Source organism: Brachybacterium sp. J144, assembly GCF_036321705.1.
In the GTDB taxonomy this organism is placed as follows: Bacteria; Actinomycetota; Actinomycetes; order Actinomycetales; family Dermabacteraceae; genus Brachybacterium.
The window spans coordinates 118,600-142,304 of record NZ_JAZDCG010000028.1; the positions used below are offsets into that span (position 1 = coordinate 118,600).

A 23,705-nucleotide genomic window follows, 5' to 3' on the forward strand; every position below is an offset into this window, starting at 1 on the left:
ATCCGCTGGGGTCGACACGCGCCGCGCAGGACGCCGCTCAGCGCCGGGCGAGCCGCTCGGCGACGAGGAAGGCGAGCTCGAGGGACTGGGAGTGGTTCAGCCGCGGATCGACCAGGGTCTCGTAGCGGCGGGTCAGGCCCTCCTCGTCGATCTCCCCGGCGCCCCCGAGCACCTCGGTGACGTCGTCCCCGGTGAGCTCCATGTGGAGTCCGGCCGGAACCGTCCCAGCCGCCTCGTGGACCTCGAAGAAGCCGACCACCTCGTCGAGGATGTCCTCGAAGCGGCGGGTCTTGTACCCGTTGGAGGAAGTGATGGTGTTGCCGTGCATCGGATCGGTGACCCAGGCGACCTGCGCCCCGGACGCCCGCACCCCCTCGACCAGGGCGGGCAGGCGATCACGGATGGTCCCCGCCCCCATGCGGGTGATGAAGGTGAGGCGACCGGGCTCGCGCTCCGGATCGAGCGTGTCGATCAGACGCAGGGTGTCGTCGACCGTGGCCGTGGGGCCGATCTTCACCCCGATCGGGTTCCGCAGGCGGGACATGAACTCGACGTGCGCCCCGTCGAGCTGGCGGGTCCGCTCGCCGATCCACAGGAAGTGGCCCGAGCAGCCGTAGATCTCCCCGGTGCGGGAGTCGATGCGGGCGAGCGCCTCCTCGTAGTCCAGCAGCAGCGCCTCGTGGGAGGCGTAGAACTCGACCACCTTCAGGGCGTCGAAGTCGGCCCCGATCGCGTCCATGAAGCGGATCGCCTTGTCGATCTGACCGGCGAGCTCCTCGTAGCGGTCGTACCCGCTCCCCGCGGTGAAGCCGCGGTTCCAGGAGTGCACCTCGCGCAGGTCCGCGAAGCCGCCGCCGGTGAAGGCCCGCAGCAGGTTCAGGGTCGAGGCGCTCGTGGTGTAGGTCCGCCACAGCCGCTGCGGGTCCGGGATGCGCGACTCCGGCGTGAAGGCGTAGTCGTTGACCGCGTCGCCGCGGTAGGTGGGCAGGGTGACGCCGTCGCGGGTCTCCTCGTCGGCCGAGCGGGGCTTCGCGAACTGCCCTGCCATCCGCCCCATCTTCACGACCGGGAGGGAGGCGCCGTAGGTGAGGACGGCCGACATCTGCAGGATGGTGCGGATCTTGTTGCGGATCCGGTCGGCACCGGACTCCGCGAAGGTCTCGGCGCAGTCGCCGCCGGCGAGCATGAACGCCTCTCCGCGGGCGGCGGCGGCGATGCGCTCGCGCAGCACGTCGACCTCGCCGGCGAAGACCAGCGGCGGCGCCGCGCGCAGGGCATCGAAGACCTCGGCCCGACGTGCCTCGTCGGGCCACACCGGCTGCTGCACCCGGGGACGCTCGCGCCAGCTCCCGAGCGCCGCCAGTCCCTCGTCAGCCGAGGACAGCGAGAAGGAGTGAGCGCGGGCGGGGGCATCGGGGCTGAACTGAGTCACCCGCACAGGGTACTCAGTGCGGCCCTGTGCCCTCGCCGCGTCCCGCGGTGCGGAAGGCGACACCCCCGGAGACTCGCTCACGCACCGAGCGGACGCGCCTCCGCGTCTCTCCGCTCCCCGGCGTCAGCCTCGGCCGGAGGCCCGCAGCCGGCGCTTGACGTCGGCGGCGTACTCGTCGCTGCGCTCCTGGCCCGACAGCTCGGCGATGCGGTCCATCACCGCATCGGTGACGGCCCGGAGCCGCTCCGCCTCCCCCGCCTCACCGAGGGACGCGGCCAGGGCCCGCACGTCGATCGGCTCGCCCACGACCGCACGGATCCGCGGGGAGCGGCGCGGGAAGTACTTCCGGCCGCGCTGCGCCTCGTGGGCACCGAGCATCGCCACCGGCACGACCGGCGCCCCGGAGGCGAGCGCGAGGCGGGCGACACCGGTCTTGCCCCGATAGAGGCGGCCGTCCGGGCTGCGGGTGCCCTCGGGGTAGATGCCGAGCACGCCGCCGTCCCGCAGCACCGCGAGGCCCGCCTCGATCGCCGCGGCCGAGGCGCTGCCGCCCGTGCGGTCCACCGGCATGACGCGCAGTCCGCGCATCACCGCGGCGGCGATCCGCTGCAGCGGTCCGCGCCCGGAGAAGATGTCCGACTTGCCGAGGAAGTGCACGCTGCGGAGCACCTGACCGGGCAGGAAGACGGTGTCCGAGTACGCCTGGTGGTTCGACGCGAGGATCACCGGGCCCGAGGCCGGGATCCGCTCTGCGCCGCTGATGGAGGGGTTCCACAGTACGCGCACCACGCCCATGACGACGGGCTTGGCGATCTCGTACAGCACGGAGGACTCCTCGCGGTGGGCCTGCGGGGCTCGGGATGAGTTCCCCGGCGGAGGGTGCGACGATGTACCCATGGCGTTCAGCGAACTGTCCCGCCCCTGGCGCGCGCGGGGACACTCTAACCCGCGCGGCGGGCTGCTCCTGTGCCACGGATTCACCGGCTCGCCGCAGTCGCTGCGGCCCTGGGCCGAGCACCATGCCGCGCTCGGCTGGGAGGTCGAGCTCCCGCTCCTGCCCGGCCATGGGTCGACCTGGCAGGAGCTCGCCTCGACCCGTTGGGAGCAGTGGTACTGCACGGTCCGCAGCGCTGCCCTGGCGCTCTCCGAGGAGACGGGCCCGATCGCGATCGGCGGGCTGTCGATGGGCGGTGCGCTCACCCTGGCCCTGGCCGAGGACCCCGACCTCCGGGGTCGGATCGCCGCGATCGTCGCGGTGAACCCCGGGATGACCCTGCCTGCCGTCGCGCGGTTCGCCGGTGTCCTCGGCCGCATCGTCCCCACGATCCCGGGGATCGGCTCGGACGTCGCCCTGCCGGGAGCGAGCGAGGAGGCCTACGAGCGCACCCCGCTGCGGGCCGTCGCGCAGCTGCGCGAGCTGTTCGCCGTCACCCGTCGTGAGCTGGGCGCGGTCGAGGTTCCGCTGCTCCTGGCGACCTCGCCGCAGGACCACACCGTGCCCGCCCGGGACAGCGACCTGGTCGCGGCGGGGGTGCGCGGGCCCGTCGAGCGCCTCCCCCTCCCCCGCAGCTACCACCTGGCGACGCTCGATCACGATGCGGAGCTGCTGCTCGAATCCTCGGCGCGGTTCCTGGACCGGCACGTGCCGCTCCCGGGGGCACGGCGATGAGCACCGGGCGCAGCCCCTCGGATCCCCGGGACGTCGACGCCGAGTTCGCCCGGATGCTCGAGGGCGAGGGCATGGTCGTGCGTCCCGGTCGCGCCCCGCAGGAGCCGGCCGCCCCCGAGGAGCCGCAGCGGGACGACCCCTGGGATATCGGCCCCGAGTCCCCCGCGGAGCCACCGTCGGACGAGGACCGCGCCCGGTCCCGGGCCGCCCATCCGGCGCTCGGCGACCCCGGTGCGGGCATCCGCGGAGCGGCCGGGCCCCGCGAGCTCGACGACGAGGAGGTGCTCTACGGCGACTTCGAGCCGCCGGACCCGGACCTTCCGGCCCCGACCACCGGGACGCTGTGGGCCTGGACGGCCCTCGCGGGAGGCTTCGCGCTGATGCTCGCAGCGGCGCTCACCGTCGTGGTCCCGACGATCCTCGGCTGGGCGGGCGGGCTCTGCGCGATCGGCGGGCTGGTCGCCCTGCTGCTGCGCGCGCCCCGATCACGCGACGAGGACGACGACGGCGCCGAGGTCTGAGCCCCGGCGCCGTCCGCGGGCCCGCTCAGCGCGCGAGGTCCGCGGCGCCGACGATGCCCGCCCGGTTCCCCATCGCCGCGGGCACGAAGGGCGTCAGCTCCCGATGCGCGCGCGCCGTCAGGTGCTCCGCATAGGACTCCCGCGCCGGATCCAGCAGCAGATCACCGGCGGCGACCACGCCGCCGCCGACCACGATCACGTCGGGATCCAGCAGGGAGCAGATCGAGGCCGTGCCGAAGCCGAGCCAACGGCCCAGCTCCGCGATCAGCTCGCGCGCCCCCGGATCGCCCTGCTGGGCGAGATGGGTGATCAGCGGCCCGTCGATCTCCTTCTTCGCCCCGCCGGCGGCCTGCACCAGCGGGCCCATCGCGGGGTCACCGGTCGCGGCGCGGCGCTTGGCCGTGCGCACGAGCGCGGTGCCGGCGGTGTACTGCTCGAGACAGCCGCGGTTCCCGCAGCCGCACCACTGCCCGTCGGGGACCGCGATCATGTGCGCGACCTCCCCGGCGAAGCCCGCCGCGCCGCGCACGAGCCTGCCGTCCAGGACGATCGCCCCCCCGAGGCCGGTGCCGACGGTGAGCATCAGCATGTGGCTCGCCCCGCGCGCGGCGCCGAAGCGGTACTCGGCCCAGCCCGCCGCGTTGGCGTCGTTCTCGACGATCACCGGCAGGCCGATCAGCTGCTCGAGCTCGTCGGCGAGCGGCCGATGGCGCCAGGAGAGGTTGGCCGCGAAGTTGATGGTGCGGCGGTCGGATCCCACGAAGCCCGCCGCTCCGACGCCGACGCCGACGACGTCGTGGCCCGTGCGCAGCTCGGCGACGGCCTCCGCGACGGCGGCCTCGATCAGCTCCGGATCGGTGGCCGGTGTGCTGCGCGTCGTGGTCGCGACGATCGTGCCCTCCTCGTCGACCACCCCCGCCGCGATCTTCGTCCCGCCGATGTCCACTCCGATGGAGAGCATGCCGCTCCTTCTCTTCCCAGCCGATCGTGACCTTGGATCAGGGCGATGCACCGCCTGCCCGCGCCCATCGTAGTGCCGCCTGCCGTACGATCGACCCGACCCCACCAGCGCTTCCGGGCAGGCGTCCGGCATGTCGGCGTCTGGCGCACCGCCCGGATCAAAGGAGATTCGATGCAGCAGTTCAGCACTCCCCAGCAGCACGAGAGCCGTCCGGAGGAGAACACCACCGATCTCCTGCTGGGGCGTCGGCGCCAGGACCCGACCGTGCCGATCTTCGAGCGCACCCTCCCGGGCGGCGGCTACTCCCCGATGAGCGTGGACGAGTTCCTCGCGGAGGTGCACGGGGTGGCCAAGGGTCTGATCGCGAGCGGTGTCGGGACGGGCGACGTCGTCGCCATCCTCTCCCGCACCCGCTACGAGTGGGCGCTCGCCGACTGGGCCGTGTGGTGGGCCGGCGGGATCAGCGTCCCGATCTACGAGACCTCCTCCCCCAGCCAGATCCAGTGGATCGCCTCCGACTCCGGCGCCCGCTTCGCCCTCGTCGAGCAGGCGCGTCACCGCGAGGACATGGAGTCCGTGCGGGGCGAGCTGCCGGCCCTCGAGCACATCGGCGTGATCGAGGACGGCATCTTCGCGAAGCTGACCGAGCGCGGGGCCTCCGTGAGCGATGAGGAGCTCGAGGCGCGGCGCACCTCGCGCGGGATGGCCGACGTCGCGACCATCATCTACACCTCGGGCACCACCGGACGTCCCAAGGGTGCCGAGCTCACCCACGCGAACTTCGTCGACACCACGCGCAGCGCCGTCAACCTGCTCGGCGAGTCCGTGCTGCCGCCCGGCTCCCGAATGCTCATGTTCCTGCCGATGGCGCACGTCTTCGCCCGCCTGCTCACGGTCCTCGCCGCAGCCTGGCCGGTGACCACCGCCTTCACCCCGGACACGAAGAACCTCCTGCCCGATCTCGCGGAGTTCAAGCCCACCTTCCTGCTCGCGGTGCCGCGCGTCTTCGAGAAGGTCTACAACGGCGCGGAGGCCAAGGCCATCGCGGGCGGACGCGGCAAGATCTTCTCCGCGGCCGCGCAGACCGCGATCGACTGGTCGCGGGCGGTCTCGACCGGGAGGGTGCCGCTCACGCTCAAGGCCAAGCACGCCCTCTTCGACCGTCTGGTCTACGGGAAGCTCCGTGCGGCGATGGGCGGGGACGTGAAGTGGGCCGTCTCCGGAGGCGCCCCGCTCGGCGAGCGGCTCGCCCACTTCTTCCGCGGCATCGGCGTGACCATCCTCGAGGGGTACGGCCTCACCGAGACCACCGCCCCCGTGGGCGTGAACCTCCCCTGGGCGGTCAAGCCCGGCACCGTCGGCCCGCCGCTGCCCGGCGCGACCGTCGCGATCGCCGAGAACGGCGAGATCCTGGTCAAGGGCGTCATGGTGTTCAAGGGCTATCGCAACAACCCCGAGGCGACCGCCGAGGCGCTCAAGGACGGCTGGTTCCACACCGGGGACCTCGGTTCGCTCGGCCCGGACGGCTCGCTCACCATCACCGGCCGCTCCAAGGAGGTGCTGGTCACCGCCGGCGGCAAGAACATCTCCCCGGCGCAGCTCGAGGACCAGCTGCGCGCGCACCCTCTGATCAGCCAGTGCATCGTGGTCGGCGACCAGAAGCCGTTCGTCGCCGCGATCCTCACCCTCGACGCGGAGATGCTGCCCACCTGGCTGAAGAACAACGGCCTGCGGGAGATGACCATCGCCGAAGCCGCGCAGGACGAGCGGATCCGCGCCGAGCTGCAGACCGTCGTCGATTCCGCGAACGACTCGGTCTCCCGGGCGGAGTCCATCCGCGCCTTCGAGGTCATCGACACCGACTTCACCGAGGAGAACGGCTACCTCACCCCGTCGCTCAAGCTCAAGCGCAACGTGGTGGTCCAGGAGATGTCCGAGGTCATCGACCGCATCTACGGAGGCTCCAAGCCCGCCTCCTGATCCGCGGCGCCGGCCCGGCCCCGATCCGCCTCCCCGACGCCCGCGTCCGGGATCTCGCGGGTCGGGGCCGCGCCGTACCCTGGCCCCCATGCCCGCACGCCGCCAGCTCAGCTTCGAGGACCTCGGCACCCCGCTCGCGGAGGCGACCCTCGTGGTGGTCGATCTCGAGACGACCGGGACCGATCCCTCGGCCGACGCGATCACCGAGATCGGTGCGGTGAAGGTCCGCGGCGGCGAGGTCCTCGGCGAGTTCCGCAGCTTCGTGGATCCTGAGCGGCCGATCCCCGCCTACATCGCCTCGCTCACGGGGATCACCGACGCGACGGTGGCGGGCGCCCCGTCGATCCGTGCCGTGCTGCCGATGTTCCTGGACTTCGTGGGCGACGCCGCGCTGGTCGCGCACAACGCCCGCTTCGACGTCGGTTTCCTCACCGCGCAGGCCGCCCGTCTCGGGGTGGGATGGCCGCGGCCGACGGTGCTGGACACGCTCGCCCTCGCCCGGCGCGTGTACCGGCGGGACGAGGTGCGCGACCATCGTCTCTCGACCCTCGCCGCGCACGTCGGCGCCAGCATCACCCCCGATCACCGGGCTCTCTCCGATGCGCGCGCGACCGTGGACGTGCTCCACGCGATCATCTCCCGTCTCGGCGAGCAGGGCGCCGCGACCCTCGAGGATCTCGCGGGGGCGCACCGGCGGGCGACCCCGGTCCAGCTGCGGAAGAAGCACCTCGCCGAGACGATCCCCGCGGTGCCCGGGGTGTACCAGTTCCTGGACGCCGCCGGGGCGGTGCTCTACGTCGGCACCTCCCGCAACCTCCGCACCCGGGTGCGGACCTACTTCACCGCCGCCGAGACCCGGCGCAAGGTTCTGGACATGCTGCCGCGCGCGGAGGAGATCCGGGTGCTCGAGTGCGCGACGCCGACGGAGGCCGCGGTGCGCGAGCTGCGCATCATCGCCGCGGAGAAGCCGCCCTCGAACCGGCACGGACTGCACCCCGAGAAGGCTCACTGGCTGCGGCTCGGCACCGGCCGGGAGGGACTGCGCGCGGCGCGCCTGGCCCGCGCGGAGTCGGACGGCTCCGCCCAGATCGGGCCGCTCCGATCCCGGCACGACGTCGAGCCCCTGCGCGGCCTGCTCCACGATGCGATCCTCGGGCGCGGGGCCGCCTTCGAGCACGGGGCCGACGGGCCGGAGGTCCTCGGGAGCGGGGCTCGCGGGAGGCTGCGACGCGCGCTGGTGGAGGACCCGACCGAGGTCCTCGACCATGTTGCCATCCGTCTGCGGGCTCAGGTCACGGCCGGCCGCTACGAGGAGGCGGAGCGGATGCGGCGGCTCGCCCACCTGTATCTGGAGGCCGCGCACCGCGCCGGTCGCCTGCGCGCCCTAGCCGCCGTGCCGCTGCTGATCGCCGCCCGCCCGAGCACCGAGGGCGTGATCGGCGGGCGGGGCTGGGAGCTGCTGTCGGTGCGGCACGGGCGCTTCGCGGGCACGACTCTGGTGCCGCAGCGCGCGGATCCGCTCGCCGCCGCCCGGTCGCTCGCCCTGATCGGGGTCGGGGAGGCAGAGCTGGCCGCGCCGCTCTGCCAGGGCTATCACCAGGAGGCGGAGATCCTGCTCGGATGGCTCGAGGGCGAGGGCGTGAGGACGGTGCTCGTCGAGGGGACCTGGGCCGTCCCCGCCCGGGCCCGCTTCGACGCCGAGCATCTCGCCGCTCGCTTCGCCCGCACCGCGGCGGCCGACGGGGCATAGGCTCGGGAGCACGCACCCGTCCGACGACCGCGCCAGGAGCAGCCATGATCACCGCCATCGTCTCGATCCTCGTCGAGTCCGCCCGCATCCCCGAGGTCGCCGAGACCATCGTCGACCTCGACGGCGTGGACCACGTCTACTCCGTCACCGGCGACGTGGACCTGATCGTGGTGGTGCGCGTGCGCGAGCACGAGGAGCTGGCCGACGTGATCGCCGATCGGATCTCGAAGGTCGACGGCGTCCTGGACACCACCACCAACATCGCCTTCAAGACCTACTCGGGCCGTGATCTCGACGCGGCCTTCGACCTCGGCAACGAGGGCTGAAGCCCGACCCGGGCGGAGGGCCTGCCGCCCGTAGGCGGGAGGACTCAGCTCCGGTTGTCGACTGCGGCCTGGGAGGCCTCCGCCCAGCGGGAGACGAGCTCCGCGGGGCGCTCCGAGTCGAGGGCCGCGGTGACCTCGGCATGGGCAGCGACGAAGCGCTCGGCGAAGTCCGCGGACGCCGGCTGGTCGATGCCGTCGAAAGCCACCACCCCCGCCGCGGCGTTCAGCAGCACCGCATCGCGGACCGGGCCCAGCCGGCCCTCGGACGACCCGGCGAACACCTCACGGGCGACCTGAGCGTTCTCCTCCGCGGACCCGCCGCGCAGCGCATCGTGACCGCTGCGGGGGATGCCGAGGAGCACCTCGGGGTCCAGGACGTGCTCGCGCACCTCGCCACCGCGCACCTCCCAGACGTCCGACGGGGCGGTGACGGTGAGCTCGTCGAGCCCGTCCTGCCCGCGGAACACGAGGGCGCTCGTCCCGCGGGAGGCGAAGACCCCGGCGACGATCGGCGCGATCTGGGGATCGGCGACGCCGACGGCGCTCGCCCGCGGCCGTGCCGGGTTCGTGATCGGGCCGAGGACGTTCATCACGGTCGGGATCCCGAGCCCCTTGCGCGCCTCGGCGGTGTGCCGCATCGAGGGATGGAATACCTGCGCGAAGAGGAAGGTCATGCCGACCTGCTCCACGAGCGCCTCGACGGCGGGGACCGGGAGGTCCAGGCGGACTCCGAGCGCCTCGAGGACATCGGCGGAGCCGGACCTCGAGGTCGAGGCCCGGTTGCCGTGCTTGACGACGGTGCGTCCGGTCGAGGCGATGACGACGGACGCCATCGTGGAGATGTTCACGGTCTGCGCGAGGTCGCCGCCTGTGCCGACGATGTCGATCGCACGGTCGGTGGCGCGCACCGGGCGGGCATGGGCGACCATCGAGTCGGCCAGGGCGCCGAGCTCCTCGCTCGTGACCCCCTTCGCCTGCAGGGCGACCAGGAAGCCGGCGAGCTGCACAGCGGACGCGCTGCCGGAGAAGACCTCGTCCATCGCCCACCCCGCCTGTGCGGCCTCCAGATCCTCGCCGCGCACGAGGCGCGCCGTGAGCCGGGACCAGGTCGGGGTGTTCTCGCTCATGCTCCCGATGATCGCACCTGCGCCGTGCCGCGCGCACGACGGCCCGCCCACCGAACCGCTCCATCCCGCCCGGGCGGAGCGCGTCACGGAACGGTCACGACGGAGCGACCCGACCCCTCACCTGCACAGAGGGCGCGTGTCCCGGTTCGTGACACCTCGTCAGGAGGGCTATGCTGGGACGGTCCGCCCGGGGTGCTCCCCGCGGCGTGCCCGGACGTCGTGATCCGGGCCGCCGATTCTGACCGCACGACATAATGGTGACGTGAGTACTGCGACCCTGCCTGAGCGCCCCGCCGCCGCCCTGCCGGCGGTCGGCCGACCCAACCCGACGCAGATCGGCACGATCGTCTGGCTCGCGAGCGAGCTGATGTTCTTCGGCGGCCTGTTCGCGATGATCTTCACCCTCCGCTCGATGGTCCCCGAGACCTTCGCGGACGGCCAGGCCCACTTCACGCACGGCTTCGCCCTGCTGAACACCGTGATCCTGGTCGCGAGCTCCTTCACCTGCCAGATGGGCGTGTGGATCGCCGAGGGCCGCCTCCCGGGCGGCCGCACCTTCACCCCGCGGAAGCACCGCACCGGTTCGATCTTCAACATCGCCGGCTGGGGCATGGTCGAGTGGTACATCCTCACCTTCGCCATGGGCGCTGTCTTCGTCTCCGGTCAGGCCTTCGAGTACGCGGAGCTGGTGCGCAAGGGCGTGACGCTGTCGTCCTCGCCCTTCGGCTCGGTGTTCTACCTCTCGACCGGCTTCCACGGGCTGCACGTCCTCGGCGGCCTGATCGCCTTCCTGATGGTCCTGATGCGCGCCTTCGCCGCGGACTCCTTCTCGCAGCACGAGCAGGTCTCGGCCATCTGCATCTCGTACTACTGGCACTTCGTGGACGTGGTGTGGATCGTGCTGTTCTTCATCGTCTACCTGCTCGATCCGCTGTCCACGATGCTGAACGGCGACCACATGGTCCCGGTCGACTTCGTCTGGAGGCTGTTCTGATCCCCGGTCGGATCCCTCCCCTCGGACCGCAGTCCGCGCCCCCTCCCTCCCCCGACTCCCCCGTCTCGCCCGTCTTCTTCCTCCACGAATCGAGGTCCGAACCGTGAAGGCACTCGCCGCCCGACGTCATCATCCGATGGCGCTCCTCGTGATACTGCTGCTCGCGCTCGTTGCGACCGGCGGGCTGTACGCCGCCTTCCAGCCGCAGTCGGCGCAGGCCGAGGCCTACACGCAGGACGATGTGGAGGCCGGAGAGGCGCTCTTCCTCGCCAACTGCGCGACCTGCCACGGCCGCAGCGCAGAGGGCCTCCAGGAGGCCGACGGCTCGACCCTCGGCCCCTCCCTCATCGGCGTCGGCGCCGCCGCGGTCGACTTCCAGGTCGGCACCGGCCGCATGCCCATGCAAGCTTCCGGTCCTCAGGCGCAGCGCAAGCCCGCGCAGATGAACGAGGAGCAGACCCGGCAGCTCGCCGCCTACGTCGCGTCGCTGGGCCCCGGCCCCGCGGTGCCCGACGAGGAGTACCTCGACGCCTCCCTCGGCGACGCGGAGCGCGGTGGCGAGATCTTCCGCATCAACTGCGCCATGTGCCACAACGCCGCCGGCGCCGGCGGCGCCCTCACCCGCGGCAAGTACGCCCCGGAGGTGACCGGGCTCGAGGCCAAGCACGTCTACGAGGCGATGGAGACCGGCCCCCAGAACATGCCGGTGTTCAACGACACCAACCTGTCCCCCGAGGACAAGCGCGACGTCATCGCCTACCTCGAGGCGATCGATGAGGTCGGCTCGCCCGGCGGCATCTCCCTGGGCTCCCTCGGTCCCGTCACCGAGGGTCTGTACGCCTGGACCATCGTCCTGTCCCTGCTGACCGCCTGCGCCGTGTGGCTGGGGGCGAAGGCCAAGTGAACGCGAGCATGAACACCAACCTCGATGGCACCAACCCTGCGCGCGGCGTGAGCGCCGTCGCGCCCAAGGAGGACGGCGGTTTCCCGAACCCGGGCCTGCCCCCGCACGTCCACCGCCAGGCGGACCACTCCAAGACTGCGGAGAAGCGCGCCGAGCGCCTCGTCGCCGGCATGTTCCTGCTGTCGGTGCTGGGGACCGCGGTCTTCATCGCCGCCTACTTCCTGGTCACGCCGACCGGGCGGAACATCTTCGCCGAGGAGGGCACCCCCAGCGCCCTGTGGTGGTCGAACCTGGTCACCGGTCTCGGCCTCGCGATCGCCGTCTTCTTCATCGGCGCCGCCGCCGTGCACTGGGCCAAGACGCTCATGCCTGACGAGGAGATGGTCGAGGAGCGCCACGACATCCGCAGCTCCGAGGAGACCCGCGAGGTCGCCGCTGGCATCATCACCGACGGCTTCGCGGAGTCGGGCATCGCCCGTCGGCCCGTGATCGTCACCGCGATGGTCGCGGCCTTCGCCGCGCTCCCCATAGCGGTCCTCGCGCCGCTGTCGACCCTCGGCCCGCTGCCGGGCAACAAGCTCCACCACACCTTCTGGGGCCACAACCCCGGTCAGCGCCTGGCGCGGGACCACGACGGCACCCCGATCAAGCTCTCCGACGTGGCGATGAACTCGATCTTCCACGTGATGCCGGAGGGGCTCACCCAGGAGACCCCGCACTTCCTCGAGGAGCGCGCCAAGGCCGCGGCGGTCATCGTCCGCATCGACCCGAAGCTCGCCAAGAACGAGGAGAGCATGAGCCAGGGCGTCCAGGGCGTCCTCGCGTTCTCCAAGATCTGCACCCATGTGGGCTGCCCCGTCGCTCTCTACGAGCAGCAGACGCACCACATGCTGTGCCCCTGCCACCAGTCCACCTTCGACGTCACCGACGGCGCCAAGGTGATCTTCGGCCCGGCCCACCGCCCGCTCCCCCAGCTGCCGATCGAGGTCGATGACGAGGGCTACCTCGTCGCCCCCGGCGACTTCAACTCGCCCATCGGTCCCAGCTTCTGGAACATCCACAAGGACCGGTGACCCCCATGACCACCACCACCTCCCGCTCCCCGAAGACCGCCCCGGCGGCGAACGGCACCTCGCGCATCCAGAAGCTCGGCGCGGTCGGCGGCGACTGGCTCGACCAGCGCACCTCCGGCGGCGGCTTCGTCCGCTTCATCGCGCGCAAGATATTCCCCGACCACTGGTCGTTCATGTTCGGCGAGGTCGCGCTGTACAGCTTCGTGATCCTGCTGATCTCGGGCGTCTTCCTCACGATGTTCTTCGACCCCTCCATGGAGGAGGTCATCTACACCGGGCCGTACGAGCCGCTGCAGGGCGCTCACGTGTCCCGCGCGTTCGAGTCGACGATGCAGATCTCCTTCGAGGTCAAGGGCGGCCTGCTCTTCCGCCAGATGCACCACTGGTCCGCGCTGGTGTTCATGGTCGCGATCTTCGTGCACATGTTCCGCGTGTTCTTCACCGGCGCCTTCCGCAAGCCGCGCGAGCTCAACTGGCTGGTCGGCTTCGCCCTCATGGTCCTGGGCATGGTCGCCGGCTTCACCGGCTACTCGCTGCCCGACGACGTCCTCTCCGGCAACGGTCTGCGCGTGGTCGACGGCCTGATGAAGTCGATTCCGGTGGTCGGCACCTACATCTCGATGCTGCTGTTCGGCGGCGAGTTCCCCGGCACGCAGATCATCCCGCGCTTCTTCACCATGCACATCCTGCTGGTGCCCGCGCTGATCCTCGGCTTGATCGCGATCCACATGGTGCTGCTCGTGCTGCACAAGCACACCCAGTACCCCGGGCCCGGCCGCACCGAGCGCAATGTCGTCGGTTTCCCGGTCTTCCCGGTGTACGCGGCCAAGGCGGGCGGCTTCTTCTTCCTGGTCTTCGGCATCATCACTCTCATCTCGGCGACGACCTCGATCAACGCCATGTGGGTGTACGGCCCCTACGACCCCTCCCCCGTGTCCGCCGGCTCGCAGCCTGACTGGTACATGCTCTGGACCGACGGCGGCCTCCGCCTCATCCCGGGCTGGGAGTTCACCATCTTCGGCTACGTGATCTCGCTGAACATGCTGATCCCGATGGCCCTCTACGGCGGGATGCTGGCCGTCCTGGCTCTCTACCCGTTCATCGAGGCCTGGGTGACCGGTGACGATCGAGAGCACCACCTCAACGACCTCCCGTACAACGCCCCGGTCCGTACCGGCCTCGGCGTCGCGTGGATCAGCCTGTACGTGATCCTGGCGTTGGCTGCGTCCAACGACCTCATCGCGATCGCCCTGCACCTCTCCATCAACGACCTCACCTGGGCGTTCCGGATCGGCATCTTCGTGATCCCGGTGCTGCTGTTCTACGTGACGAAGCGGCTCTGCCTGGCGCTGCAGCGCCAGAAGCGCGAGCTCGTCCTGCACGGCCGCGAGACCTCCCGCATCGTGCGTACCGAGACCGGCGACATGATCGAGATCCACGCGCCGCTCAACGAGTACGACCGCTGGGTCCTCGTGCAGCACGACGATTACCGTCCGCTGCAGGCCGGGAACGGCGTCTCCTCGCTCCGCGCGAAGGCGACGAGCTTCTTCTTCAAGGACCGCATCGAGCCGGTCTCCCCGGCCGAGCTGCGTGAGGCCATGGAGCATGCCGGGCACGAGCGCCACGTCATCGACGAGCTCACCGGCGGCGACTACCGGACCCCGGCGGAGAAGGCCAGCCACTGAGGCCATCCCCTCCCCCACCCTGACGAGGGCCCGAGAGCTTCTGCTCTTGGGCCCTCGTCATGTCGGACAGCGCGCGGCGACAGGACTCGCAGGGCGCAGGGTCGGCGCTCGACGGACGGAGCTTCCGGGCGGGCGAGCGTCACTCTCCAGCGCAGAGGGGACGTCAGTGCACTGCGGGGCGCGAGACGCAGGACCGTCCCCACGCATTCAGAGGGACCTCAGCGCAGCACGGGGCTGGTCCGCCGCGGAGGCGTCTCTCCGCGTCCGGCAGCCGCCTCGACGAGGAACCGCGCCGCGACGAGACTGAGCCGGCGGTCGGCTCGTCGGAGTTCCCGGAGGGAGCGCAACTGCTGGGCGGACGGATCGAGATCGCGGACCGCGAGGATCTCGCGCGCCCACGCCACCGCGCGATCCATGGCGTCGTCGTCCGCGAACAGTCCACGGACCTCGCGCTCTGCGCGCCCGGCCGGGTCGATGCTGCCACCGATCATCGTGGCCCCTCCTGTCATGAGCGGCATGCAGGGCGATGCCGCGCGGCTCGGAGGGACAGCAGGTCTGCGTGTCCGCTCCGTCGCCCACGCTAGCACCGGGTGCTCCTCGGCCCGGGGAGACAGCAGGAATGCGTCGGTCCGTCTACCGCTCAGCCAGTTGCGCCATACGTGCGGGACGAAGGACTCTCTTCATACAGCGTTATTGCACAGTTTCTGCCAGTACACCCTCGGGTCGCGAATGCTCACTGGACCGAGCGTGCTTCGCCGAGCGGGCGTGCTCCACCGAGCGGAGCGTGCTTCGCCGAGCGGGCGTGCACCGTGGCCCGCGAGTGCTCAGTGGACAGGACGTGCTCCTTCGAGCATGCGTGCCCCGCGGAGCGGCCTCCCCGAGGGGGACACGGCTCCTCCGCCCAGATGCACCGCACCCCCGCACCGGAGATCCAGTGCGGGGGTGCGAGGAGAGTGTAGCGAGCTGCCGACTCAGTGCTGGTGCTGGCCGACGGAGAACTCGAGGACCCAGCTGATGATGCCGTAGATGACGAACACGACGCCGATGGCGAGGATCCACCAGCCGGCGGCGACGCCGAGGAAGGCCATCGCGCAACCGATGGACAGCCACAGCGGTGCCCAGCTGTACGGGGCGAAGCTGCCCTGCACACCGGCCTCGTCGGAGACCTCGGCGTTCTCGTCACCGGCGGCACCCTGGTCATGCTTGCGCAGGGTGATCGTCATGAGCACGGCGATCATGAAGCTCAGACCCGAGGTGGCGAGAATCGCCGGGAAGCCCGCGCCCTCGATGCCCATCGGCTCGTAGCGCCAGGTGAGATAGCCGTAGGCGGCACCGACGACGAGGAGGAAGACGCCGACGATGTAGAAGATCTTGGCTGCGGCCTTCATGTCAGTTGCTCCTGGGGTGCTCGATGGGCTCCGCGTGCAGCATGTGGTCCTGCAGGCCGACCTCCGGGTGGTGGAGGTCGAAGGCGGGACGCTCCGAACGCACACGGGGCAGGGAGTGGAAGTTGTGGCGCGGCGGCGGGCACGACGTCGCCCACTCGAGCGAGGCGCCGTAGCCCCACGGATCGTCGACCTCGATCTTCTTGCCCTTGATGTGGGTGAGGACGACGTTGAGCAGGAAGGGCAGGGTCGAGGCGCCCATGATGAACGCACCGACGGTCGAGATCTGGTTCAGCCAGGTGAAGTCGTCCTCGGCGAGGTAGTTCACGTAGCGGCGGGGAGCGCCGAGCACGCCGAGCCAGTGCTGGATCAGGAACGTCATGTGGAAGCCGATGGTCAGCAGCCAGAAGTGCAGCTTGCCGATGCCCTCCGAGAGCTTGTAGCCGAACATCTTGGGCCACCAGAAGTAGAAGCCCGCGAACATCTCGAACACCACGGTCCCGGCCATCACGTAGTGGAAGTGCGCGACCACGAAGTAGGTATCGGACAGCGGCCAGTCCAGCACCGGCGAGGAGAGGATGACGCCGGTGAGACCACCGAAGATGAAGGTGGTGAGGAAGCCGAGGGTGAACAGCATCGGCGTCTCGAAAGTTAGCGACCCTCGCCACATGGTCCCGATCCAGTTGAAGAACTTCACACCCGTCGGCACCGCGATGAGCATCGTCATGAAGGCGAAGAATTCCAGCATGACCGCACCGGTGGTGTACATGTGGTGCGCCCACACGGTGACGGAGAGGGCGGCGATCGAGATGGTCGCGCCGATCAGCGTCTTGTAGCCGAAGATCGGCTTGCGGGAGAAGACCGGGATGATCTCCGAGGCGATGCCGAAGAAGGGCAGCGCGAGCACGTACACCTCGGGGTGGCCGAAGAACCAGAAGAGGTGCTGCCACAGGATCGGGCCGCCGTTCTCCGGGTTGAAGACCTGCGCGTCGAAGCGACGGTCGGCGCCGAGCGCCAGCAGGGCGGAGGCCAGGGGCGGGAAGGCCATCAGCACCAGCACACCGGTGATCAGCACGTTCCACGTGAAGATCGGCATACGGAACATGGTCATGCCGGGCATGCGCATGCACAGGATCGTGGTGATGAAGTTGACCGAGCCGAGGATCGTGCCGAAGCCCTGCAAGGCGAGGCCGAAGACCCAGAGATCACCACCCAGTCCCGGGGTGAACGTGGTGTCGGACAGCGGCGCATAGGCGAACCAGCCGAAGGATGCGGCCCCCTGCGGGGTGAGGAAGCCGGCGACCACGATCAGGGAGCCCCAGAGGGTGATCCAGAAGGCGAACATGTTCAGACGCGGGAACGCCATGTCCACGGCGCCGATCTGCAGCGGCACCAGGTAGTTCGCGAAACCGTTGAACAGCGGGGTGCCGAACATCAGCAGCATGATCGTGCCGTGCATGGTGAACAGCTGGTTGTACTGGTCCTTCGAGACCACGACCTGGAGGCCGGGCTCCCACAGCTCGGTACGGATGCCGAGCGCGAGCAGGCCGCCGAAGGCGAAGAAGGCGAAGGCCAAGCCCATGTACATCTTGCCGATCAGCTTGTGATCGGTGGTAGTCAGCAGCTGGAAGAACTGGCTGCCCAGGCTGTGCTTCCGCTGCTCGACGAATCGCGCCGGGCGCGCGGGCGACGCGGTGACGGTCTCGGCGCTCACTCGTTCTCTCCCTCGGTGGAGGTGGACTCAGAGTAACGGGGGCCCGCGTCGTCATGACGCTCGCGCATGCTCCAGTCCTCCTGATTGCGGTTGAGGTCCACGCCCAGCTGGCCGTCGTAGCCCTGGTCGCGCAGTTCCTGCATGTGGGCGTCGAACTCCTCCTGGGAGACGACCTCGATGTTGAAGAGCATGTCCGAGTGGTACTCGCCGCACAGCTCGGCGCACTTACCGGCGTAGGTGCCCTCACGGGTCGGGGTCACCTGGAAGGTCGTGGTGCGCCCGGGGATCATGTCCTTCTTGTAGAGGAAGTCCACGACCCAGAACGAGTGGATGACGTCGCGCGAGTCCAGGCGGAACTCGACGGTCTGGCCGACCGGGAGGTACAGGGTCGGCAGCGTCTCGGCCGCCCCCTCCTCACCGGTGGCGAAGGACTGCACGCCCGCGGGCTCGTGGACGTCGGCCTCGACGTAGTTGAAGTCCCAGCTCCACTGCTTGGCGACGACGTTCACGGTGACGTCGGGCTCGGCGACGTGCATCTCGACCTCTCGCGCGTCCCGCTGCGTGAAGTAGAAGAAGGTGAGCACCATGACGACGGGGACGAGCGTGAACATCAGCTCGAGCGGCACGTGATAGCGCAGCTGCGTCGGGAAGCCGGTGTCGTTCTTGCGGCGGCGGTAGGCGACCGCGCACCAGATGGTCAAGCCCCAGATGATCAGTCCCACGATGATCAGCACGGCCCACGAGCCGACCCACAGGTCGGTGATCATCCCGGTGCGGTCGGTGACCTCGCCGTCGGAGTATCCGGGGAGGAAGCCTCGCAGCTGCTGCTCCGTGCAGCCCGAGAGGACCAGGACGGCCAGGGCGAGTCCGGCGGCCAGAGCGCGACGTCCGTGCCGCGAAGGCTGGAGAACCTGGGGGATCACAGGGAATGACCTTCCGCTCGTCGTCCCCGCCCTCCGACACCGGCTCCGCGTCAGGCGGATCCGGCTCCGAGGAGCGGAGTGGGTACTGATGTGGGCGGGGACATGCCCACAGTGCCGCACCTGCTCCGGGGAGCGGGCCGGGCCGAACCGAGGGGTCCGACTCTTGACGGCACCTCGTCATCATACGGCCTCCGAGCGGCGGTTTCGCCCACGGCGCGCCCCCTTTCCGGGTCCGTCACCGCACCGTGATCGGGACACCTCGCTCCCGACGCACGCGACGGGCCCGCTCCCGTGACGCGATAGTCATCGGGGACGGGCCCGTCGGGCGCCTCCGCCGTGGGCGGCGGGGCGGATGCTGCGGAGTTGTCTCAGGCGAAGGAGTCGCCGCAGGCGCAGGAGCTCTGGGCGTTCGGGTTGTCGATCGTGAAGCCCTGCTTCTCGATGGTGTCCGCGAAGTCGATCACGGCGCCGGTGAGGTACGGGCTGGACATCTTGTCCACCACGACCTCGACCCCGGAGAAGTCGACGACCAGGTCGTCGTCCATCGTCCGCTCATCGAAGTACAGCTGGTAGATGAGGCCCGAGCAGCCGCCGGGCTGCACGGCGATCCGAAGGCGGAGGTCGTCGCGGCCCTCCTGCTCCAGCAGGGACGAGACCTTGCCGGCGGCGACGTCGGTGAGGGTGACGCCGTGCGCCGCGGTGGGACGCTCGGTGGTGGGGGTGGTCATGCGGTCCTCCTCGAAGCTCTTGTCCCGCCAGGATACGCCTCGGCACCTCGCCGTGGGGAGTGGGCCCGCCCACGCGGGCGATCGAGGTCTGCGGCTCCGGGCGACCCCGGTTCCTCAGAGCACTCCGCGGAAGGCCGCGAGGAGCATCACTCCCCCGTAACCGAGGACGATGCCGAGGACCGCGGCGGTGGCGGCATCGCGGCTGCGTCCGGCGAGCACGGCGGAGAAGGCGCCCAGGAGCACCGCGGCGACGACGAGCAGGCCCCACCAGAGGCCGAAGTAGCCGGACAGGAAACCGAGCACGAGGGTGCCAGTGAGCAGCGGGATCGTCAGCGGGGAAACGGGGGTCGACCCTCCCGGCGTCTGCTCGGTCCCCTTCTCGGATCTCGCGGCGGGGCTCATCGGTCCTCCCGTCGGAGATCGCCCGCACGGAGCAGCAGCAGCGCCTCGGCGAGGCACACCTTGGCGAACTCGCCGAGGTGCAGCGACTCGTCGATCCCATGGGCGCGGGACTCGGGATCCTCCACGCCGGTGACGAGCACGTCGGCGGCGGGGAACACCTCGAGCAGGTCCGCGATGAAGGGGATCGAGCCGCCCAGACCGGTGTCCACCGCGGGACGACCCCAGGCATCGGCGAGCGCCCCGCGGGCGAGCTCCATCGCCGGGGAGTCCTGGCGCGCGCTGTAGGGCTGGCCCTGCTCGCCGCGGTGCACGGTGACCTGGGCGGCCGCGGGGGCGTGCGCCTCGAGATGGGCGACGAGCGCGTCCATCGCGGCCGCGGGCTCCTGGCCGGGCGGGATGCGCAGGGAGACCTTCGCCCTCGCCACGGGGACGAGCGTGTTGGACGCGTCGCGGACCGTCGGGGCGTCGATCCCGATGACGGACAGCGCGGGCCTCGTCCACAGCCGGGCGGCGATCGATCCGGTCCCGGAGAGCGGGAGCCCCGCGGGGACGCCGGCATCGCGCCGGTAGTCCTCCTCGGTCATCTCGACCTCGGGGTCCGCGGCGCGGACCAGGCCGGGGATCGCGACCTCGCCGTTCTCGTCGTGGAGCGTCGCGAGGAGCCGGGCGAGCTGGGTCGGAGCATCGAGGACCGGACCCCCGAAGAGCCCGGAGTGGACCGCCTGCTCGAGCACCCGCACCTCGACGATGGCGTCGACCACGCCGCGCAGGCTCGTGGTCAGCGCCGGGACGCCGACGGCCCAGTTCGCGGAGTCGGCGACCACGATGAGGTCGGCGGCGAGGGCGTCCCGGTGCGCCTCGATGAAGGGCCGGAAGGTCGGCGAGCCCGCCTCCTCCTCCCCTTCGACGAAGACGGTCACGCCGATGCCCTCCGCGGAGAGCTCTTCGCCGACCAGGCGCAGCGCGGTCACGTGCGCCATGACGCCCGCCTTGTCGTCGGCGGCGCCGCGGGCGTACAGGCGCTCGCCGCGGCGGGTCGGCTCGAAGGGCGGCGTGGTCCACTCCGCGGGGTCACCCGTCGGCTGGACGTCGTGGTGCGCGTAGAGCAGCACGGTGGGGCGGCCGGGGGCGGCGGGTCGACGACCGATCACGGCAGGGGCCCCACCGGCGACCGACTCGAGGCTCACCTGCTCCAGACCCGCGCCGCGAAGCAGCTCGGCGACGGCCTCGGCGCTGCGCTGCACGGGCTCGCGGTCGTGGCCCGGGAAGGCGATCGAGGGGATGCGCACGAGCGCCTCGAGATCCTTGATCGCCTGCGGGAGGAGCGCGTCCAGGCGGGTGCGGAGGGCGTCGGGATCGGACGCGGCGCCGACGGGCGCGATGTGCTGAGGGTCCTGCGGAGTCGTCATGGTCCCAACCTACCGCCGCCGCCCGAATGTGCTTCCGGAGCCGACGGCCGCGCACCGCCGTCCTGCCCGACAGCTCGTGCAGAGAGGTCCCGGGCAGACCGCCTAGAATGCCCCGGTGATCTTCCGGAAGTCCGACTCCTCTCAGCCCTCGCAGTCCTCCGAGCCGACGCCTCCCGTGCGTCCCGGCTCCAAGGGCCGCCCCACCCGGTCCCGCAAGGAGGCCGAGGCGGCGCGGCGGCGCCCGCTCGTGGTCGACGACCGCAAGGAGGCCCGTCGTCGCGATCGGGAGCGGGCGAACCAGCAGCGCATCGAGTCCCAGCAGGCCCTGATGACCGGTGATGAGAAGAAGATGCCCGCGCAGCATCGCGGTCCGCAGCGCCGCCTGGTGCGCGACCTCGTCGATTCCCGGCGCAACGTCGGCGAGTTCTTCTTCCCGGTCGCGCTCGTGATCATGCTGATCGCCCTGGTGCTGCCGTTGGTGCGCCCCGATCTCACGGCCGTCATGAGCACCGCGATGCTGGTGGTCCTCTGGGGCGGCATCGCCCTGTGCGTGGTGGACGGCTTCCTCATCCGCCGCCTGCTGCGGCGCCGGCTCGAGGCGGAGTTCTCGGACGTCGAGCGGGGTCTGGTCGGCTACGGGATCATGCGCGCGATCCAGATCCGCCGCTTCCGTCTGCCCCGTCCGCAGGTGAAGCACGGCGAGGTGCCGCTGCGCTGAGCGCGCCCCTCCCCCGCGAACAGACTGCGGCCCGCACGTTCGACGTGCGGGCCGCAGTTCGTTCGGGGGCTCCCGGGGGTCAGGCGTCGGCCTCCGGCGTCGCCTCGGCTGCCTTCTCGCCCTTCGCGGCGGGCTTGGTGTCGACACCCGCCTCCTTGCGCTGCTGCGGGGTGATCGGCGCCGGAGCGGCGGTGAGCGGGTCGTAGCCGTTGCCGGTCTTCGGGAAGGCGATGACCTCGCGGATCGACTCCTCCCCGGCGAGCAGGGCCACGATGCGGTCCCAGCCGAAGGCGATGCCGCCGTGCGGCGGGGCGCCGAACTGGAAGGCGTCGAGCAGGAAGCCGAACTTCTCCTGCGCGTCCTGCTCCCCGATGCCCATCACCTGGAAGACGCGCTGCTGCACGTCCTGGGAGTGGATACGGATGGACCCGCCGCCGATCTCGTTGCCGTTGCAGACGATGTCGTAGGCGTAGGCGAGGGCGCTGCCGGGATCGGTGTCGAAGGTGTCGAGGAACTCGGGCTTCGGCGAGGTGAAGGCGTGGTGCACCGCGGTCCAGGCACCCCCGCCGACGGCGACGTCCCCGGCCGCGCGGGCGTCGGCCGCCGGCTCGAACATCGGCGCGTCGACGACCCACACGAAGGCGAAGGCGTCGTGGTCGATGAGGCCGAGGCGCTCGGCGATCTCGCCGCGCGCCGCGCCGAGCAGGGCGCGGGAGCTCTTCGGCTCGCCCGCGGCGAAGAAGACGCAGTCGCCGGGCGCGGCGCCGGTGGCCTCGAGCAGTCCCGCCTTCTCCGCGTCGGAGATGTTCTTGGAGACCGGGCCGGTGAGGGAGCCGTCCTCCTGCACCAGGACGTAGGCGAGTCCCTTCGCCCCGCGCTGCTTCGCCCACTCCTGCCAGGCGTCGAGCTGGCGACGGGGCTGGGAGGCACCGCCCGCCATCACCACCGCACCGACGTAGGGCGCCTGGAAGACCCGGAACGGGGTCTCGGCGAAGTACTCGGTCATCTCGACCAGTTCGAGGTCGAAGCGCAGGTCGGGCTTGTCCGAGCCGTAGCGGCGCATCGACTCCGCATAGGTGATCCGCGGGATCGGAGTCGTGATCTCGTGCCCGGCGGTCGCCCACACGTTGGTGAGGATCTGCTCGGCGAGCGCGATCACGTCCTCCTGGTCCACGAAGCTCATCTCGATGTCGAGCTGGGTGAACTCGGGCTGGCGGTCCGCACGGAAGTCCTCATCGCGATAGCAGCGGGCGAGCTGGAAGTACTTCTCGATGCCGCCCACCATCAGCAGCTGCTTGAACAGCTGCGGGGACTGGGGCAGCGCGTACCAGGAGCCGGGCGCGAGGCGCGCCGGGACCAGGAAGTCGCGGGCTCCCTCGGGGGTGGAGCGGGTCAGGGTCGGGGTCTCGACCTCGACGAAGTCCTGGTCCAGCAGGGTGTCACGGGCGGCACGGTTCACGGCCGAACGCAGCCGCATCGCGCGGGCAGGGCCCTGACGGCGCAGGTCGAGGTAGCGGTAGCGCAGTCGCGTCTCCTCGCCGACCTCGGTGTGCTCGTCGAGCTGGAAGGGCAGCGCCGCCGAGGCGGAGAGCACCTCGACCTCGGACGCGGTCACCTCGACCTCGCCCGTGGGCAGCGCCGGGTTCTCGTTGCCCTCGGGGCGCCGGTCGACGCTGCCGACGACCTTCAGCACGTACTCGTTGCGCAGGTGCATCGCCTCGTCCTCACGCACGACGACCTGAGCGACGCCGCTCGCGTCGCGCAGATCGAGGAACGTCACGCCGCCGTGGTCACGGCGACGGCCGATCCAGCCGGTGAGGGTGACGGTCTGTCCGATGTGCTCCGAGCGGAGCTCGCCGGCGGTATGGGTGCGCAGCACGAGGTGTCCTTCACGATGGGGTCCAGGGGTCCACGCCGCCGCCGGCGTGGAGCGCCCAGCCTACCGTGGAGGGTGAGCGATCTCGCCCGGGCCGGCCTGGCCCTCGCCGGGGGCGCCCCCGTACA

At 71.0% G+C, this 23,705-nt stretch carries 22 protein-coding genes; 10 read left to right on the forward strand and 12 right to left on the reverse strand.

Annotated features, from left to right (window positions below; genetic code table 11):
* Positions 1-37 precede the first annotated feature (37 nt).
* Both V1260_RS10990 and V1260_RS10995 read right to left on the reverse strand, forming a co-directional pair.
* The gene (locus V1260_RS10990) at positions 38-1,432 is read right to left on the reverse strand and encodes a class II 3-deoxy-7-phosphoheptulonate synthase (protein ID WP_329746862.1); all 1,395 of its coding nucleotides are present in this window, start codon (positions 1,430-1,432) and stop codon (positions 38-40) included.
* 123 nt (positions 1,433-1,555) lie between these two features.
* Entirely contained in the window at positions 1,556-2,257 is a 702-nt protein-coding gene (locus V1260_RS10995) for a lysophospholipid acyltransferase family protein (protein WP_329746863.1), read from the reverse strand.
* A gap of 70 nt (positions 2,258-2,327) precedes the next feature.
* Between V1260_RS10995 and V1260_RS11000 the strand changes: the two genes are divergently transcribed.
* Together V1260_RS11000 and V1260_RS11005 are read left to right on the forward strand one after the other, a co-directional pair.
* Entirely contained in the window at positions 2,328-3,101 is a 774-nt protein-coding gene (locus tag V1260_RS11000; protein ID WP_329746864.1) for an alpha/beta hydrolase, read from the forward strand.
* On the forward strand, positions 3,098-3,622 hold the full coding sequence (locus V1260_RS11005) for a hypothetical protein (RefSeq protein ID WP_329746865.1): 525 nt from the start codon (positions 3,098-3,100) through the stop codon (positions 3,620-3,622). The genes V1260_RS11000 and V1260_RS11005 overlap by 4 nt, the downstream gene beginning before the upstream one ends.
* A 25-nt stretch (positions 3,623-3,647) precedes the next feature.
* Here V1260_RS11005 and V1260_RS11010 read toward each other — a convergent pair whose 3' ends face one another.
* On the reverse strand, positions 3,648-4,583 hold the full coding sequence (locus tag V1260_RS11010) for an ROK family glucokinase (RefSeq protein WP_329746866.1): 936 nt from the start codon (positions 4,581-4,583) through the stop codon (positions 3,648-3,650).
* 171 nt (positions 4,584-4,754) lie between these two features.
* Between V1260_RS11010 and V1260_RS11015 the strand changes: the two genes are divergently transcribed.
* From V1260_RS11015 to V1260_RS11025, 3 genes are all read left to right on the forward strand, one after another.
* Positions 4,755-6,563 carry an AMP-dependent synthetase/ligase gene (locus tag V1260_RS11015; RefSeq protein ID WP_329746867.1) on the forward strand — a complete coding sequence of 603 codons (1,809 nt, stop codon included), beginning with the start codon at positions 4,755-4,757 and terminating at the stop codon, positions 6,561-6,563.
* An 88-nt stretch (positions 6,564-6,651) separates the two neighbouring features.
* The gene (locus V1260_RS11020; protein ID WP_329746868.1) at positions 6,652-8,313 is read left to right on the forward strand and encodes a DEDD exonuclease domain-containing protein; all 1,662 of its coding nucleotides are present in this window, start codon (positions 6,652-6,654) and stop codon (positions 8,311-8,313) included.
* A 44-nt stretch (positions 8,314-8,357) separates the two neighbouring features.
* Positions 8,358-8,639, forward strand: coding sequence for an Lrp/AsnC family transcriptional regulator (locus V1260_RS11025; protein ID WP_329746869.1), 282 nt, complete (start codon positions 8,358-8,360; stop codon positions 8,637-8,639).
* A 44-nt stretch (positions 8,640-8,683) separates the two neighbouring features.
* Here V1260_RS11025 and trpD read toward each other — a convergent pair whose 3' ends face one another.
* Positions 8,684-9,766: an anthranilate phosphoribosyltransferase gene (gene trpD / locus V1260_RS11030; protein WP_329746870.1), complete on the reverse strand. Its 1,083-nt coding sequence runs from the start codon at positions 9,764-9,766 to the stop codon at positions 8,684-8,686.
* A 262-nt stretch (positions 9,767-10,028) separates the two neighbouring features.
* Here trpD and ctaE point away from each other — a divergent pair, with 262 nt between their 5' ends.
* From ctaE to qcrB, 4 genes are all read left to right on the forward strand, one after another.
* A complete protein-coding gene (gene ctaE / locus V1260_RS11035) occupies positions 10,029-10,760 on the forward strand; it encodes an aa3-type cytochrome oxidase subunit III (protein WP_329746871.1) in 732 nt (243 codons plus the stop codon).
* 103 nt (positions 10,761-10,863) lie between these two features.
* Entirely contained in the window at positions 10,864-11,664 is an 801-nt protein-coding gene (qcrC, locus tag V1260_RS11040; protein ID WP_329746872.1) for a cytochrome bc1 complex diheme cytochrome c subunit, read from the forward strand.
* Positions 11,665-11,672: 8 nt separating this feature from the next.
* Positions 11,673-12,737 carry a cytochrome bc1 complex Rieske iron-sulfur subunit gene (gene qcrA / locus V1260_RS11045; protein WP_329746873.1) on the forward strand — a complete coding sequence of 355 codons (1,065 nt, stop codon included), beginning with the start codon at positions 11,673-11,675 and terminating at the stop codon, positions 12,735-12,737.
* Between the two features lie 5 nt (positions 12,738-12,742).
* Complete coding sequence (gene qcrB / locus V1260_RS11050) at positions 12,743-14,422, forward strand: cytochrome bc1 complex cytochrome b subunit (RefSeq protein ID WP_329746874.1); 1,680 nt, start codon at positions 12,743-12,745, stop codon at positions 14,420-14,422.
* A 218-nt stretch (positions 14,423-14,640) separates the two neighbouring features.
* Here qcrB and V1260_RS11055 read toward each other — a convergent pair whose 3' ends face one another.
* From V1260_RS11055 to V1260_RS11085, 7 genes are all read right to left on the reverse strand, one after another.
* Entirely contained in the window at positions 14,641-14,913 is a 273-nt protein-coding gene (locus V1260_RS11055) for a hypothetical protein (protein ID WP_329746875.1), read from the reverse strand.
* Between the two features lie 480 nt (positions 14,914-15,393).
* A complete protein-coding gene (gene ctaF, locus V1260_RS11060) occupies positions 15,394-15,810 on the reverse strand; it encodes an aa3-type cytochrome oxidase subunit IV (protein WP_329746876.1) in 417 nt (138 codons plus the stop codon).
* 1 nt (position 15,811) lies between these two features.
* The gene (ctaD, locus tag V1260_RS11065) at positions 15,812-17,452 is read right to left on the reverse strand and encodes an aa3-type cytochrome oxidase subunit I (protein WP_442878155.1); all 1,641 of its coding nucleotides are present in this window, start codon (positions 17,450-17,452) and stop codon (positions 15,812-15,814) included.
* A gap of 65 nt (positions 17,453-17,517) precedes the next feature.
* A complete protein-coding gene (gene ctaC / locus V1260_RS11070; protein WP_329746878.1) occupies positions 17,518-18,444 on the reverse strand; it encodes an aa3-type cytochrome oxidase subunit II in 927 nt (308 codons plus the stop codon).
* 368 nt (positions 18,445-18,812) lie between these two features.
* Positions 18,813-19,172, reverse strand: a complete 360-nt coding sequence (gene erpA, locus V1260_RS11075) for an iron-sulfur cluster insertion protein ErpA (protein ID WP_329746879.1) — start codon at positions 19,170-19,172, stop codon at positions 18,813-18,815.
* A 114-nt stretch (positions 19,173-19,286) separates the two neighbouring features.
* Complete coding sequence (locus V1260_RS11080; RefSeq protein ID WP_329746880.1) at positions 19,287-19,574, reverse strand: hypothetical protein; 288 nt, start codon at positions 19,572-19,574, stop codon at positions 19,287-19,289.
* A complete protein-coding gene (locus tag V1260_RS11085) occupies positions 19,571-20,983 on the reverse strand; it encodes a dipeptidase (RefSeq protein ID WP_329746881.1) in 1,413 nt (470 codons plus the stop codon). The genes V1260_RS11080 and V1260_RS11085 overlap by 4 nt, the downstream gene beginning before the upstream one ends.
* Positions 20,984-21,098: 115 nt before the next feature.
* Between V1260_RS11085 and V1260_RS11090 the strand changes: the two genes are divergently transcribed.
* The gene (locus tag V1260_RS11090) at positions 21,099-21,701 is read left to right on the forward strand and encodes a DUF3043 domain-containing protein (protein ID WP_329746882.1); all 603 of its coding nucleotides are present in this window, start codon (positions 21,099-21,101) and stop codon (positions 21,699-21,701) included.
* Between the two features lie 79 nt (positions 21,702-21,780).
* Here the strand turns inward: V1260_RS11090 and aspS are convergent, their stop codons facing one another.
* The gene (gene aspS, locus V1260_RS11095; RefSeq protein WP_329746883.1) at positions 21,781-23,580 is read right to left on the reverse strand and encodes an aspartate--tRNA ligase; all 1,800 of its coding nucleotides are present in this window, start codon (positions 23,578-23,580) and stop codon (positions 21,781-21,783) included.
* Positions 23,581-23,705 lie beyond the last annotated feature (125 nt).

Excerpts from the sequence above, each read along its gene's own strand:
- V1260_RS11000 (WP_329746864.1), top strand. The coding sequence starts at position 2,328 with ATGGCGTTCAGCGAACTGTCCCGCCCCTGGCGCGCGCGGGGACACTCT.
- V1260_RS11005 (WP_329746865.1), top strand. The coding sequence starts at position 3,098 with ATGAGCACCGGGCGCAGCCCCTCGGATCCCCGGGACGTCGACGCCGAG.
- V1260_RS11010 (WP_329746866.1), bottom strand. The coding sequence starts at position 4,583 with ATGCTCTCCATCGGAGTGGACATCGGCGGGACGAAGATCGCGGCGGGG.
- V1260_RS11015 (WP_329746867.1), top strand. The coding sequence starts at position 4,755 with ATGCAGCAGTTCAGCACTCCCCAGCAGCACGAGAGCCGTCCGGAGGAG.
- V1260_RS11020 (WP_329746868.1), top strand. The coding sequence starts at position 6,652 with ATGCCCGCACGCCGCCAGCTCAGCTTCGAGGACCTCGGCACCCCGCTC.
- V1260_RS11025 (WP_329746869.1), top strand. The coding sequence starts at position 8,358 with ATGATCACCGCCATCGTCTCGATCCTCGTCGAGTCCGCCCGCATCCCC.
- trpD (WP_329746870.1), bottom strand. The coding sequence starts at position 9,766 with ATGAGCGAGAACACCCCGACCTGGTCCCGGCTCACGGCGCGCCTCGTG.
- qcrA (WP_329746873.1), top strand. The coding sequence starts at position 11,673 with ATGAACACCAACCTCGATGGCACCAACCCTGCGCGCGGCGTGAGCGCC.
- qcrB (WP_329746874.1), top strand. The coding sequence starts at position 12,743 with ATGACCACCACCACCTCCCGCTCCCCGAAGACCGCCCCGGCGGCGAAC.
- V1260_RS11055 (WP_329746875.1), bottom strand. The coding sequence starts at position 14,913 with ATGATCGGTGGCAGCATCGACCCGGCCGGGCGCGCAGAGCGCGAGGTC.
- ctaF (WP_329746876.1), bottom strand. The coding sequence starts at position 15,810 with ATGAAGGCCGCAGCCAAGATCTTCTACATCGTCGGCGTCTTCCTCCTC.
- erpA (WP_329746879.1), bottom strand. The coding sequence starts at position 19,172 with ATGACCACCCCCACCACCGAGCGTCCCACCGCGGCGCACGGCGTCACC.
- V1260_RS11080 (WP_329746880.1), bottom strand. The coding sequence starts at position 19,574 with ATGAGCCCCGCCGCGAGATCCGAGAAGGGGACCGAGCAGACGCCGGGA.
- V1260_RS11085 (WP_329746881.1), bottom strand. The coding sequence starts at position 20,983 with ATGACGACTCCGCAGGACCCTCAGCACATCGCGCCCGTCGGCGCCGCG.